General features: G+C 63.5%; 13 protein-coding genes. 12 read left to right on the forward strand and 1 reads right to left on the reverse strand.

Translation table 11 applies throughout. The annotated features are described in order from the left end of the window. Entirely contained in the window at nt 1-834 is an 834-nt protein-coding gene (gene map, locus AC56K1_RS03115; protein ID WP_497156367.1) for a type I methionyl aminopeptidase, read from the reverse strand. Between the two features lie 374 nt (nt 835-1,208). Here map and rpsB point away from each other — a divergent pair, with 374 nt between their 5' ends. The 12 genes from rpsB to fabZ all read left to right on the forward strand — a co-directional run bounded on the left by rpsB (nt 1,209) and on the right by fabZ (nt 13,431). Continuing rightward, a complete protein-coding gene (rpsB, locus tag AC56K1_RS03120; protein ID WP_497156368.1) occupies nt 1,209-1,961 on the forward strand; it encodes a 30S ribosomal protein S2 in 753 nt (250 codons plus the stop codon). 153 nt (nt 1,962-2,114) lie between these two features. Next, nucleotides 2,115-3,023 (forward strand): translation elongation factor Ts, encoded by a 909-nt coding sequence (gene tsf / locus AC56K1_RS03125; protein WP_497156369.1) that lies wholly within the window; start codon nt 2,115-2,117, stop codon nt 3,021-3,023. A 234-nt stretch (nt 3,024-3,257) separates the two neighbouring features. Next, nucleotides 3,258-3,974 carry a UMP kinase gene (pyrH, locus tag AC56K1_RS03130; protein WP_171080541.1) on the forward strand — a complete coding sequence of 239 codons (717 nt, stop codon included), beginning with the start codon at nt 3,258-3,260 and terminating at the stop codon, nt 3,972-3,974. A 55-nt stretch (nt 3,975-4,029) separates the two neighbouring features. Further along, nucleotides 4,030-4,590 carry a ribosome recycling factor gene (gene frr / locus AC56K1_RS03135; RefSeq protein WP_489872991.1) on the forward strand — a complete coding sequence of 187 codons (561 nt, stop codon included), beginning with the start codon at nt 4,030-4,032 and terminating at the stop codon, nt 4,588-4,590. 126 nt (nt 4,591-4,716) lie between these two features. Then, nucleotides 4,717-5,469: a polyprenyl diphosphate synthase gene (gene uppS, locus AC56K1_RS03140; protein ID WP_497156370.1), complete on the forward strand. Its 753-nt coding sequence runs from the start codon at nt 4,717-4,719 to the stop codon at nt 5,467-5,469. Nucleotides 5,470-5,477: 8 nt separating this feature from the next. Further along, on the forward strand, nt 5,478-6,308 hold the full coding sequence (locus tag AC56K1_RS03145; RefSeq protein ID WP_497156371.1) for a phosphatidate cytidylyltransferase: 831 nt from the start codon (nt 5,478-5,480) through the stop codon (nt 6,306-6,308). A gap of 13 nt (nt 6,309-6,321) precedes the next feature. Then, nucleotides 6,322-7,497 (forward strand): 1-deoxy-D-xylulose-5-phosphate reductoisomerase, encoded by a 1,176-nt coding sequence (gene ispC / locus AC56K1_RS03150; RefSeq protein WP_497156372.1) that lies wholly within the window; start codon nt 6,322-6,324, stop codon nt 7,495-7,497. Nucleotides 7,498-7,501: 4 nt separating this feature from the next. Continuing rightward, nucleotides 7,502-8,842, forward strand: a complete 1,341-nt coding sequence (gene rseP, locus AC56K1_RS03155; protein ID WP_497156373.1) for an RIP metalloprotease RseP — start codon at nt 7,502-7,504, stop codon at nt 8,840-8,842. A gap of 89 nt (nt 8,843-8,931) precedes the next feature. After that, a complete protein-coding gene (gene bamA / locus AC56K1_RS03160) occupies nt 8,932-11,268 on the forward strand; it encodes an outer membrane protein assembly factor BamA (RefSeq protein ID WP_497156374.1) in 2,337 nt (778 codons plus the stop codon). 34 nt (nt 11,269-11,302) lie between these two features. Further along, nucleotides 11,303-11,833, forward strand: a complete 531-nt coding sequence (locus AC56K1_RS03165) for an OmpH/Skp family outer membrane protein (RefSeq protein WP_497156375.1) — start codon at nt 11,303-11,305, stop codon at nt 11,831-11,833. Nucleotides 11,834-11,887: 54 nt separating this feature from the next. Then, on the forward strand, nt 11,888-12,937 hold the full coding sequence (gene lpxD, locus AC56K1_RS03170) for a UDP-3-O-(3-hydroxymyristoyl)glucosamine N-acyltransferase (RefSeq protein WP_497156376.1): 1,050 nt from the start codon (nt 11,888-11,890) through the stop codon (nt 12,935-12,937). Further along, on the forward strand, nt 12,934-13,431 hold the full coding sequence (gene fabZ, locus AC56K1_RS03175) for a 3-hydroxyacyl-ACP dehydratase FabZ (RefSeq protein WP_497156377.1): 498 nt from the start codon (nt 12,934-12,936) through the stop codon (nt 13,429-13,431). Before lpxD ends, fabZ begins: the two co-directional genes overlap by 4 nt. Nucleotide 13,432: the final 1 nt, after the last annotated feature.

The following is a 13,432-nucleotide window of genomic DNA, read 5'->3' on the forward strand; positions in this document are numbered from 1 at the left end:
TTAAGCCGCGACCGCGGCGCTTTGTTCCGGCAGCGGCAGCACGATGGCGGGCGGCGGCGGGGTGCCGGCGGACTGGGTCAGGATCTCGAAGCCGGTCTCGGTGACCAGCACGGTGTGCTCCCACTGCGCCGACAGGCTGCGGTCCTTGGTCTTGATGGTCCAGCCGTCCGGCATTTCCTTGATCTCGCGGCGGCCGGCGTTGATCATCGGCTCGATCGTGAAGATCATGCCCGCTTCTAACTTTTCCAGCGTGCCCGGACGGCCGTAGTGCAGCACCTGCGGCTCTTCGTGGAACACGCGGCCGATGCCGTGGCCGCAGAATTCCCGCACCACGCTGTAGCCGTTCTTTTCGGCGTGCTGCTGGATCACGTGGCCGATGTCGCCCAGGTGGGCGCCGGCTTTCACCTTGGAGATGCCCAGCCACATGCACTCGTAGGTGACTTCGGACAGGCGGCGCGCCAGGATCGACGGCTCGCCGACCAGGAACATGCGGCTGTTATCGCCGTGGAATCCATCCTTGATGACGGTGACGTCGATGTTCAGCGCATCGCCGCTCTTGAGCACCTTGTCGCCCGGGATGCCGTGGCAGATCACGTCGTTGACCGAGGTGCAGACCGCCTTCGGGTAAGGGGTGTAGCCGGGCGGGGCATAGTTCAGCGGCGCAGGGGTGGTGCCCTGCACGTTGCTCATGTATTCGTGGCACAGGCGGTCGAGCTCGCCGGTAGTCACCCCGGGCTTCACGAAGGGCGTGATGTAATCGAGCACTTCGGCGCCGAGGCGGCCAGCCAGGCGCATGCCTTCGATTTCTTCCGGGGTCTTGATGGAGATGGACATAATGGATGTCGTACGAAAATAGGTAGGGCACGGGAGTCTGTGCAATATCTGGCCATTATAAGTGATGTTGCCGCGCATCGTAGGGTGGGCAAGTCCCTCGCCAACGTTCAAATCCGGGATGAACAGCCACCGAGCCCACTCTACCGACGGTTGACCGCGGGGGCATTCGTGACTCAGGCCATTGGCCTGAGGTTCCCCGCCGCCCTACGGAAAGCTTGATATGCCGGCCAAATCCCGCTAGAATCTCGGGTTGCTCGTATTCGCATCGAGCAATGTTGTAAAAAACATCTTTTAAAATGAAATCGCGAGTGTGGCCGACAAAGGGTGCCTAAACGGTGACTGGCCACATTCAAGACTTAACCCTGGAGAAATTCATGTCCGTTACTATGCGCGAAATGCTGGAAGCCGGTATTCACTTCGGCCACCAGACCCGTTTCTGGAACCCAAAGATGGCGCCGTTCATCTTCGGTCATCGCAACAAAATCCACATCATCAACCTGGAAAAGACCATGGCGATGTACCAGGATGCGATGAAGACCATCAAGCAGATCTCGGCCAACCGCGGCACCATCCTGATGGTCGGCACCAAGCGCCAGGCGCGTGACCTCATCGCCGCTGAAGCCCAGCGCGCCGGTGTGCCTTACGTCGACCAGCGTTGGCTCGGCGGCATGCTGACCAACTTCAAGACCATCAAGACCTCGATCAAGCGCCTGAAAGACATGGAAGCCCAGATCGCAGACGGCTCGGTCGAGAACCTGTCGAAAAAAGAAGGCCTGATGTTCCAGCGCGAGATGATCAAGCTGCAAAAATCGATCGGCGGCATCAAGGACATGGGCGGCGTTCCTGACGCGATCTTCGTCGTCGACGTCGGCTACCACAAGGGCGCCATCACCGAAGCCGGCAAGCTGGGCATTCCGGTCATCGGCGTGGTCGATACCAACCACTCGCCAGAAGGCGTCACCCACGTGATCCCTGGTAACGACGACTCGTCGAAGGCCATCGCCCTGTACGCACGCGGCGTCGCCGATGCGATCCTGGAAGGCCGCGCCAACGCGACCAACGAAGTTGCCGAGATGGTCAAGGCTGCCGGCGGCGACGAATTCGTCGAAGTTTCCGAGCAAGCATAATTGAGCGGCAGGCCAGTCCTGCCGTGAGATCGAAGGGGGCGCCGAGCCGTGGCACGAGCCCCCCTTTTTTTAAGCACAAGATTCAGCAATCAAACATCGTGTGGCTGTCCTCCGGACGACCGCACTTTCTACATCAAATTAGGAGAAAACAACATGGCAGCAATTACTGCAGCGATGGTGGGTGAACTGCGCGCGAAAACCGACGCGCCGATGATGGAATGCAAGAAGGCACTGACCGAGGCCGAAGGCGACATGGGCCGTGCAGAAGAGATCCTGCGCGTCAAGCTGGGCGGCAAGGCATCGAAGGCAGCCGCTCGCGTGACCGCCGAAGGCGTGGTCGCCACTTACATCTCCGGCAACGTCGGCGCGCTGGTCGAAGTCAACAGCGAAACCGACTTCGTCGCCAAGAACGAAGAATTCCTGGCCATGGTCAACCTGGCCGCGCGCCTGGTCGCCGAGCAGAATCCGGCCGACGTCGCCGCCCTGGCAGCGATCCCGCACGAAGGCAAGACCTTCGACGACGTGCGTACGGCACTGATCGGTAAAATCGGCGAGAATATGACCGTTCGCCGTTTCCAGCGTTTCGAAACCACCGGCAAGCTGGCCTCGTACCTGCACGGTACCCGCATCGGCGTGATGGTCGACTTCGAAGGCGCGGACGAGCAGGTCGGCAAGGACGTGGCCATGCACATCGCCGCCATGAAGCCAGTGTCGCTGTCGTCGGACCAGGTTCCTGCTGAAATGATCGAGAAAGAGCGCTCGGTTGCTCAGCTGAAAGCCCAGGAAGACGCCGACAAGGCCGTCGCCGAAGGCAAGCAGCCACAATCGGCCGAGATCGTCGCCAAGCGTATCGACGGTTCGGTGCAGAAGTACCTGAAAGAAGTCTCGCTGCTGAACCAGGCGTTCGTCAAGAACGACAAGCAGTCGATCGAGCAGATGCTCAAGGCCGCAGGCGCCACCGTGAAATCGTTCACGATGTACGTCGTCGGCGAAGGCATCGAGAAGAAGGTAGACGACTTCGCAGCTGAAGTCGCAGCACAGATGGCTGCCAACAAGCAGTAATCAACAGCGGGCCGTAAGGCCCGTTTTTGCAGGGTGAGTGGTTTTGTGTGCGCAAGCATTCGTGGCTGTTCGTGCAAAATTGGGTTCCCGCCTTCGCGGGAACCCAAGTTCGATGCAATTCCGAGGCGCTTCACGCAGCCGCACTACCCGCACCCATCTGTCGCACACAGATGAGACCGGCAAACCAGCGCCGGTCAGACCCGAATACGAATACAACATAGGAGCCGCTTCATCATGACAAAACCAGCCTACAAACGAGTCCTCCTCAAACTGTCTGGCGAAGCGCTGATGGGTGACGACCAGTTCGGCATCAACCGCGCGACCATCGACCGCATGGTGGCCGACGTGGCGGAAGTGGCGAAGCTGGGCGTGGAAGTGGCGGTCGTGATCGGCGGCGGCAACATCTTCCGCGGCGTTGCACCGGGCGCCCAGGGCATGGACCGCGCCACCGCGGACTACATGGGCATGCTGGCCACCGTCATGAACGCGCTGGCCCTGGCCGACGCGATGCGCCATGTGGGCATCACCGCGCGCGTGATGTCGGCCATCGCCATCGAGCAGGTGGTCGAGCCTTACGTCCGTCCGAAAGCCCTGCAATACCTCGAAGAAGGCAAGGTCGTCGTCTTCGCCGCCGGCACCGGAAACCCGTTCTTCACCACCGATACCGCCGCCGCGCTGCGCGGCGCGGAAATCTCGGCCGAGATCGTGCTCAAGGCAACCAAAGTCGATGGCGTCTACAGCGCCGATCCGAACAAGGACCCGCACGCGACTCGCTACGAGTCGATCACCTTCGACGAAGCGATCTCCAAGCACCTGCAGGTGATGGACGCCACCGCGTTCGCCCTGTGCCGCGACCAGAAGCTGCCGATCAAGGTCTTCTCGATCGTCAAGCCGGGCGCGCTGCTGCGCGTGGTGATGGGTGAAGACGAAGGTACACTGGTACACGTCTGAATGTAAGTTTGAATGTAGTTGAACCTTTTGAATCAAAGAAAAACAGGAGAGCAGCATGTCCTTAGCTGATGTGAAGAAAAACGCCCAGGAGCGCATGGCCAAGTCCATCGAGACCCTGCGTGCCAACCTGGCCAAGGTCCGTACCGGCCGCGCCCACGCCGGCATCCTCGACTCCGTGATGGTCGACTATTACGGTTCGCCGACCCAGATCTCGCAGGTCGCCAACCTGACCCTGATCGATGCCCGCACCATCGGCGTGCAGCCTTTCGAAAAGAAGATGGCCGCTGCCATCGAACGTGCGATCCGCGACTCCGACCTGGGCCTGAATCCGTCGTCGCAGGGCGAGATGATCCGCGTGCCGACCCCGCCGCTGACCGAAGAGCGCCGCAAGGAAATGGTCAAGCTGACCAAGAACGAAGGCGAAGATGCCAAGATCGCCGTGCGCAACATCCGCCGCGACGCCAACGAAGCAGTGAAAAAGCTGGTCAAGGACAAGGCCGCGTCGGAAGACGACGAGCGCCGCTCCTCCGACGAAATCCAGAAGCTGACCGACAAGTTCGTTGCCGAGATCGACAAGCTGCTGGCGGACAAAGAAAAAGACATCATGACCGTGTAACACCTGGCGCGCGAGCGCCAAGGCGGACCGGCCCCGGCATTTGCTGCGGCCGGTCCGAGTCCCTTTTAAGACCGGCTGCGGCGGCCCTGGTTCAGCCAGCCGCCCTCAGCCCTGCTGGATGCACCAATGTTCAAAAGTTCGACCACAGCCGTACCCGAAGCGCTCGCCGTGCCGCGCCACATCGCCATCATCATGGACGGCAATGGCCGCTGGGCGACCAAACGCCTGCTGCCGCGCGTGGCCGGCCACGTCAAGGGCGTGGAGGCGGTCCGCGGCGTCGTCGAGGCCTGCGTCGAACGCGGCGTCGAATACCTGACCCTGTTCGCGTTCTCGTCGGAAAACTGGCGCCGCCCGGCGGAAGAAGTCTCGCTGCTGATGCGCCTGTTCGTCACCGCGCTCGAGCGCGAAGTCTCGAAAATGCACGCCAATAACATCCGCCTGAAGGTCGTGGGCGACCTCAGCCGCTTCGATGCCAAGCTGCAGGACATGATCGCCGCGGCCGAGCGCCGCACGGCCAACAACAGCCGCCTGACAGTCAGCGTCTGCGCCAACTACGGCGGGCGCTGGGACATCATGCAGGCCACCAGCAAGATGGTGGCGGCCAACCCGGGTGTGCTGGAATACACCGAAGAGATGCTGGCGCCGCACCTGGCCATGGCCTATGCGCCCGAACCAGACCTCTTCATCCGCACCGGCGGGGAAGAGCGCATCTCCAACTTCCTGCTGTGGCAACTGGCCTATTCGGAGCTCTACTTCACCCAGGCCTTCTGGCCCGACTTTTCAAAGGGCTCGCTGGACGAAGCCATCGGCTCCTTCCAGAACCGCGAGCGCCGTTTCGGCCAGACCGGTGACCAGGTCGCTAAAATGACCAACACATAAGACAAGCGATGCTCAAAACCCGGATCCTCACCGCGCTCGTGCTGCTGGCAGTTTTGCTGCCGGTCCTGTACCTCAACAACTTCATGGCCTTCGCGGTGGTGGTCTCGGCATTTTTTGGCGCCGCGATCTGGGAGTGCTTCCGCCTGTTCAACCCCGGCACGAAAAGCGCGCCGATCATTGCCGCCTTCTGGAGCGCGGCCTTCGTGTACGCCTTCTTCGTCTCGCCCAGCACCGACACTACCTTCTGGTTCGCCATTAGCGTGCTGGTCTGGGCGCTGCGCTTCGCGCCTTCGCTCAAGCTGGGCCTGCCGCCGCTGAACAGCACCGGTAATACCTTCCTGAGCCTGGTTTATGCCATCGCGGTGGTCGGCTGCTTCGCCGCGATCGTCACCCTGTTCTCGTATTCGCCGCTCTACCTGCTGTCCGTGATGGCCATCGTCTGGGTCGCCGACATCTTCGCCTACTTCTCCGGCAAGGCCTTCGGCAAGCGCAAGCTGGCGCCGTCGATCTCGCCGGGCAAGTCGTGGGAAGGCGCCATCGGCGGCTGTATCGCGGTGCTGGTCATCGCGACGCTGAGCATCGTGCTGGGCAGCGACCTGATGGCGCAAACCTTCGCCGCGCGCGTGCAGGCCAGCCTCGGCTGGGGCGCGCTGATCGCGGTACTCATCCTCATCGTCGCGGCCAGCGTGGTCGGCGACCTGTTCGAATCCCAGCTCAAGCGCCGCGCCGGCATGAAGGACAGCAGTAACCTGCTGCCTGGCCACGGCGGTGTGCTGGACCGCGTCGACGCGCTCGTCCCGGTCCTGCCACTGGCGGCCCTGATCGGCGCCTGGCTCTAGTAAGGAAACAAGCATGCAACGCATCACCATCCTCGGCGCCACCGGCTCGATCGGCGCATCGACCCTCGACGTGCTCGCCCGTCATCCCGAGCAGTACAGCGTGTATGCGCTCACGGCCCACGGCCGCGTCGAGGAACTGGCCGACGCCTGCCGCCGCTTCAAGCCGGCGCGCGCGGTGGTCGGCACGGCGGAAAGCGCGCAGCGCCTGGCCCAGCTCCTTGGCGGCCTGCCGACGATCGTCGAACATGGCGAACAGGCGCTGTGCGACGTCGCCTCGTGCGCCGAAGTTGATACCGTGATGGCCGCCATCGTCGGCGCCGCCGGCCTGGCGCCGGCGCTGGCCGCGGCCCGCGCCGGCAAGAAGATCCTGCTGGCGAACAAGGAAGCGCTGGTCATGTCCGGCCAGCTGTTCATGGACGCGGTCCGTGAAAACAAGGCGACGCTGCTGCCGATCGACAGCGAGCACAATGCGATCTTCCAGTCGCTGCCGCTGGATTACGCCCGTGACCCGCACGGGGCCGGCGTGGCCAGGATTTTGCTGACCGCCTCGGGCGGGCCGTTCCTGAATCGCGCGGTCGAGACGTTAAGCGACGTCACGCCCGACGAGGCCTGCAAGCACCCGAACTGGGTCATGGGCCGCAAGATCTCGGTCGACTCGGCCACGATGATGAACAAGGGCCTGGAAGTGATCGAGGCCCACTGGCTGTTCGGCGCGCCGGCCGACTTGATCGAGGTCGTGATCCACCCGCAAAGCGTGATCCATTCGATGGTGTCCTACGTGGACGGCTCGGTGCTGGCCCAGCTGGGCAACCCGGACATGCGCACCCCGATCGCGCATGCGCTGGCCTTCCCGGAGCGGATCGCTTCGGGCGTGCCCCAGCTCGACCTGACGCAGATGGCGGCGCTGCAGTTCTACCAGCCCGACTTCCAACGTTTCCCTTGCCTGGCACTGGCTTTCGATGCGCTGCGCGCGGGCGGCACGGCCCCGGCATTGCTGAACGCTGCGAATGAAGTCGCGGTGCAATCCTTCCTCGACCGCGAAATCGGTTTCCGCGACATCGACCGCGTGATCGCGCGCGTGATGGATGCCGTGCCGCACGGCCCGGCGCCGTCGATCGAGGCGGTGCTGGCGCAGGATGCGCGTGCGCGCGAGTCCGCGCGCGGCTGCATCGCTCAACTGCGGGGGTAAGGGTATGGGCGTGATCTATACAGTGCTGGCCTTCGTGCTGGCCCTCGGCCCGCTGATCGTGCTGCACGAGCTGGGCCACTACGCTGTGGCCCGCATGTGCAACGTGAAGGTGCTGCGCTTTTCGGTCGGCATGGGCCGCGTGGTCTGGTCGCGCCGTTTCGGTCCCGACCAGACCGAGTGGGCGATTTCCGCGCTGCCGCTGGGCGGCTACGTCAAGATGCTCGACAGCCGCGACCCGGAGACGGCGCCGAAGGACGATTCGGAACTGCACCGCGAATTCACCCATCAAAGCGTCTGGCGCCGCATCGCCATCGTGGCCGCCGGCCCGATCGCCAACTTCCTGGTCGCCATCGTCCTGCTGGCCGCGCTGTTCATGCACGGCGTCGAGGAGCCATCCGCGCGCCTGCGCACGGCGCCCCAGGGCACCGTAGCCGAGCAGGCCGGCGTGCGCGGCGGCGACACCGTCGTCGCCGTCAACGGCAACCCGGTCGCATCCTGGAGCGAATTGCGCTGGCAACTGGTGCACGCCACCGTCGACAAGGGCGACGCCCGCCTCGAGCTGCGTGCCCAGGGCGGCGGCGGCTACCATGCCGTGATCCCGGCCGCGAGCATCGCCAAACTCGAGGTCGAGGGCGACGTCATGAAGGCGCTCGGCCTGGACCTGTGGCGCGCGCGGCCGCGGATCGAAAAAGTCATGCCGGGAGGGGCAGGGGAGCGCGCCGGCCTGCAGCCGGGCGACCTGATCGTGCGTGCCGACGGCAAGGCGGTCGACGACGGCCTGGCATTCACCGACATGATGCGCGCCTCGGCCTCCCGCGCGGTCCCGCTCGAGGTCGAGCGCGGCGGGCGCATCGTGCCGGTCACGGTCACGCCCGAGCGTGACGCCGCCAGCGGCCGCGGTGTGGCCAAGGTGCTGCTGTCGCAACCGGTCGAGTTGGTGACGGTGTCGTCAGGCCCGGTCGACGCGGTGGTCAAGGGCGCCCTGCGCACCTGGGAGACCAGCGCCATGACCCTGAAAATGATAGGCCGGATGATTACCGGAGAGGCCTCGTGGAAGAATGTTACCGGCCCGATCACGATTGCGGACTATGCGGGACAGACTGCGCGGGTTGGCCTGGCCACTTATTTACAGTTCATTGCATTTATTAGTATTAGCTTAGGCGTAATGAATTTGTTACCAATTCCGGTTCTGGATGGTGGTCATTTACTGTATTATTCGCTGGAAGTTTTGACCGGGCGCCCCCTGCCTGCGCGAGTGGGAGAATTCGCACAACGCTTCGGGGTGGGCCTGCTGTTCGTGCTGATGGCGCTCGCCGTCTTCAATGACCTGGTGCGCTTGCTCTAGGCCTCGTCCTGGCAGCAGACCACGCAGTGCCCCACGCGCCGGAAAATACATTTGCAACGTTGTCCAATGACTGAACACAGAATTAGCCAATGAATTCACAACCTGATCGTTTTGCCCTGCCGTTCATCCGTCGCAGCATGATTGGCGCAGCCGTATTGGCTCTCTGCGCCGGCAACGCACTTGCCGTTAACCCGTTCGTGGTAAAGGACATCCGGGTCGAGGGTATCCAGCGTACGGAAGCGGGCACCGTGTTCAGCTACCTGCCTGTGCGCGTGGGCGAGACCTTCGACGACGGCAAGGCCACCAGCGCCATCAAGGCGCTGTACGCGACCGGCTTCTTCAAGGACATCCGCCTGGAAGAAGAAAACGGCGTGCTGGTGGTGCTGGTCGAGGAACGTCCGGCCATCTCGTCGGTGGACTTCACCGGCACCAAGGAATTCGAAAAAGACATGCTGGTCAAGGCCCTGCGCGAAATCGGCGTGGGCGAGACCAAGATCTTCGACAAGGCATCGGTCGACCGCGCCGAGCAGGAACTCAAGCGCCAGTACCTGTCGCATGGCCTGTACGGCGTGAAGATCACGACCACCGTCACCCCGATCGAACGCAACCGCGTGACGATCATGTTCAACGTCGATGAAGGCGATGTCGCCAAGATCAAGGGCATCACTTTCGTCGGCAACAAGCAGTTCTCGGACAAGCAGCTGCTGGAGTTGCTGCAGCTGTCGAAGTCGGGCTGGCTGACCTGGTATTCGAAAGCCGACCAGTATTCCAAGCAAAAGCTCACCGGCGACCTGGAAAACATCAAGTCGTTCTATCTGAACCGCGGTTACCTGGAAGCGAACGTCGAATCGACCCAGGTCTCGATCACCCCGGACAAGCGCGACATCTACCTGACCATCAACGTCACCGAAGGCGAGCAGTACACCGTCTCCGGCGTCAAGCTGGAAGGCGAGATGTTCGGCCGCGAGGAAGAGCTCAAGCAGCTGATCCTGCTCCAGCCGGGCAAGACGTATTCGGGCGAAGCGATGGAAGCGACCAACAAGCTGATCGCCGACCGTCTCGGCACCTTCGGTTACGCCTTCGCGAACGTCGCCGGCAACCCGGAGATCAACCGCGACAAGCGCGAAGTGGCCTTCACCTTCTTCATCGATCCGGGCAAGCGCGCCTACGTGCGCCACATGAACATCTCGGGCAATACCGTGACGCGCGACGAAGTGATTCGCCGCGAATTCCGCCAGTTCGAGAGCTCGTGGTACGACGCCAACCGCGTCAAGCTCTCGCGCGACCGCGTCGACCGCCTCGGCTACTTCAAGGAAGTCAAGATCGAGACGCCGGAGTCGCCGGGCACCTCGGACCAGGTCGACGTCAACATGATCGTCGAAGAAAAACCGACCGGTAACTTCATGATCGGCGGCGCGTTCTCGCAGTCGGAGAAGTTCACCTTCACCGCTTCGATCTCGCAGGCGAACTTCGCCGGCAGCGGCAACACGATCGGCCTGGAGCTCAATACCAGCAAGTACAACCGCACGATCGCGTTCTCGCAGACCAACCCGTACTTCACCGACGACGGCATCTCGCGCGCCTTCCAGCTCTACCTGCGCACCTCGCGTCCGCCGGCGATCAACCTGGGCCTGTACACCGTGCGCCAGACCGGCGGCACCATGACCTTCGGCGTGCCGTTCTCGGAATCGGACACCGTCTACTTCGGCGCCGGCCTGGAACGCACCCAGATCGAGACCGACCAGACCTCGCCGCAGATCTACCAGACCTTCGTGGCGCAGAACGGCGGTCCTGCCAGCGGTATCGGCAAGGCCGAGACCAATGCCATCCCGCTGACCGCTGCATGGGGCCGCGACACCCGCGACAGCGCGGTGACGCCGACACGCGGCCGCTTCCAGCGCGCCAACATCGAGATCGATGCACTGGGCAATTCGAAGTACTACCGCATGGTGTACGAGCACCAGTACTGGCGTCCGGTCACCCGCTGGATGACGCTCGCGCTGCGCGGTGAGCTCGACTACGGCAAGGGCATCGGCGGCAGCAACTACCCGGTCTTCAAGAACTTCTACGCCGGCGGCATCGGCTCGGTGCGCGGCTACGAAAGCTCGTCGCTGGGCGTGGTCGACCCGTTCTACTACGACGCCGTGGGCGGCTCCAAGCGCCTCATCGTGAACGCGGAGCTGCAGTTCCCGTTCCCGGGCAGCGGCGCCGACCGCAGCCTGCGCTGGTTCACCTTCCTCGACGGCGGCCAGGTCTGGCAGGAGCAGTCGAAGATCCGCCTCGACCAGATGCGCTACTCGGCAGGTATCGGCCTGTCCTGGATTTCGCCGGTCGGCCCGCTGAAGTTGAGTTATGCTAAACCTTTGAACGCGCTGACGGGCGACCGCCTCGAGCGCTTCCAGTTCCAGATGGGCACCGGCTTCTGACCGGACACCATCGGCTTCAACCGATTTGCGGAGAATGATCTTGAAAACGCTGATAGCCTCCTTGCCCCGTACGCTGCTGATCGCTGCACTGTGCGCGGCGCCCCTGGTGGCGGCCCAGGCCCAGGTCCAGCCGGCCCCGAGCCGGATCGGCTACGTGGCCACCGAGCGGCTGATGACCGAGTCCAGGATGGCCAAGACCGCCGACGCCCGCATCCAGGCCGAATTCCTCAAGCGCCAGAAGGCGGTCGAGGAAACGGTCACCAAGATGAAGCAGATGTCGGAGAAATTCGACGGCGAGGCGGCCGCCCTGAACGACGTGGAGCGCACCCGCCGTGCACGCGAGCTGTTCAACATGGAAAAAGACGTGCAGCGCATGCAGCGCGAGTTCACCGAAGACCTCATGCAGCGCAAGAACGAAGAGCGCGCCGCGATCGCAACCCGCGCCTTCAAGATCATCGAGCAGGTGGCCGAGGCCGAGCGCCTGGACGCCGTGCTGGCCGAAGCTGCCTGGTCTAGCCCGCGCATCGACATCACCGACAAGATCCTCAAGCTGCTGGACAAGTAAGCCGGCCGACGAGCAAGGACACGTACCACTTTGACTGACACCCGACATAACAACATGGGCATTCGACTGGCCGAGCTGGTCGAGCGCTTCGGCGGACAGCTGGTGGGCGACCCCGATCTCGAGGTGACGGCGATCGCGCCGCTCGACAGCGCCGGCGCCACCCACATCAGCTTCCTCAGCAACAGCAAGCTGCGCGCGCTTGCCGCCCAGAGCGGCGCCGCGGCGCTGATCCTGTCGCCGCTGGACGACCCGACGGTCGCCGCGACCTTCGAAGGCGCGCGCATCGTCACCACCAATCCCTACGCTTACTTCGCCCGCACCGCGCAACTGTTCGAGTCGCTGGCGAGCACGCCGCCCAGCCCGGGCATCGACGCCAGTGCCGTGGTCTCGCTAGATGCGACCATTGACCCGACCGCCCACGTGGGCCCGCATGCGACCGTCGAAGCCGGTGCCGTCGTCGGCGCCCACGCTGTCATTGGCGCGGGCTGCTTCATCGGCCGCGAAGCACGTATCGGCGCTGCTACCGTGCTGTTCCCGAACGTGACCTTCCACGCGCGCTGCAGCATTGGCGCGCGCGGCATCATCCATTCGGGCGCCGTGATCGGCACCGACGGGTTCGGCTTCGCGGTCGAGGCGGGCGTGTACATCAAGATTCCGCAGACCGGGCGCGTGGTGATCGGCGACGACGTCGACATCGGCGCCAACACCACGATTGACCGCGGCGCCCTGGCCGACACCGTGATCGAAAACGGGGTGAAGCTGGATAACCAGATCCAGATCGGCCATAATTGCCGCATCGGCGCGCATACGGCCATGGCCGGCTGCGTCGGCGTGGCGGGCAGCGCGAAGATCGGCAAGCATTGCACCTTCGGCGGCGCCGCCATGGTGCTGGGCCACCTAGAGATCGGGGACAACGTCCACATCTCGTCGGGCAGCATGGTCTCGCGCTCGGTACTCGAGCCGGGCCAGTACACCGGTTTCTACCCGCTGGCCAAGAACGCCGAGTGGGAACGCAGCGCGGTCATCGTGCGCAACCTGGCGTCGATGCGCGAAAAGCTCCGCGCCCTCGAAAAAACCATCAAAACACTGACAGAACAAAAATGAGCACCTCCGAACTCAAGACCCTGGACATCACCCAAATCAAGGAATACCTGCCGCACCGCTATCCGATGCTGCTGGTCGACCGCGTGCTGGACGTGGAACTGGGCAAGCGCATTACCGCGATCAAGAACGTCACCGCCAATGAAGAATTCTTCAATGGCCACTTCCCGCACAAGCCGGTGATGCCGGGCGTCCTGATGATCGAAGCGATGGCGCAGACCGCCGCGATCCTGTCCTTCATGACCATGGACGTCAAGCCGGACGAGAATTCGGTGGTGTACTTCGTCGGCATCGACAACGCGCGCTTCAAGCGTCCGGTCGAGCCGGGCGACCAGCTGAAAATGGAAGTCGAGATCCTGCGCGTCTCGCGCGGCATCTGGAAGTACAAGGCGGTGGCCACCGTGGACGGCAAGGTCGCGGTCGAGGGGGAGCTGATGTGCACCATCCGCGGGGCCGCCGAGGCCACCATGAAGGGTCCGGAAGCAGCGGGGCAGTAAG

Source organism: Telluria sp. ZB4P37, assembly GCF_059685855.1.

Bases quoted from the DNA above. Each gene is read 5' to 3' on its own strand.
- map (WP_497156367.1), bottom strand. From the start codon at position 834: ATGTCCATCTCCATCAAGACCCCGGAAGAAATCGAAGGCATGCGCCTG.
- rpsB (WP_497156368.1), top strand. From the start codon at position 1,209: ATGTCCGTTACTATGCGCGAAATGCTGGAAGCCGGTATTCACTTCGGC.
- tsf (WP_497156369.1), top strand. From the start codon at position 2,115: ATGGCAGCAATTACTGCAGCGATGGTGGGTGAACTGCGCGCGAAAACC.
- pyrH (WP_171080541.1), top strand. From the start codon at position 3,258: ATGACAAAACCAGCCTACAAACGAGTCCTCCTCAAACTGTCTGGCGAA.
- frr (WP_489872991.1), top strand. From the start codon at position 4,030: ATGTCCTTAGCTGATGTGAAGAAAAACGCCCAGGAGCGCATGGCCAAG.
- uppS (WP_497156370.1), top strand. From the start codon at position 4,717: ATGTTCAAAAGTTCGACCACAGCCGTACCCGAAGCGCTCGCCGTGCCG.
- AC56K1_RS03145 (WP_497156371.1), top strand. From the start codon at position 5,478: ATGCTCAAAACCCGGATCCTCACCGCGCTCGTGCTGCTGGCAGTTTTG.
- ispC (WP_497156372.1), top strand. From the start codon at position 6,322: ATGCAACGCATCACCATCCTCGGCGCCACCGGCTCGATCGGCGCATCG.
- rseP (WP_497156373.1), top strand. From the start codon at position 7,502: ATGGGCGTGATCTATACAGTGCTGGCCTTCGTGCTGGCCCTCGGCCCG.
- bamA (WP_497156374.1), top strand. From the start codon at position 8,932: ATGAATTCACAACCTGATCGTTTTGCCCTGCCGTTCATCCGTCGCAGC.
- AC56K1_RS03165 (WP_497156375.1), top strand. From the start codon at position 11,303: ATGATCTTGAAAACGCTGATAGCCTCCTTGCCCCGTACGCTGCTGATC.
- lpxD (WP_497156376.1), top strand. From the start codon at position 11,888: ATGGGCATTCGACTGGCCGAGCTGGTCGAGCGCTTCGGCGGACAGCTG.
- fabZ (WP_497156377.1), top strand. From the start codon at position 12,934: ATGAGCACCTCCGAACTCAAGACCCTGGACATCACCCAAATCAAGGAA.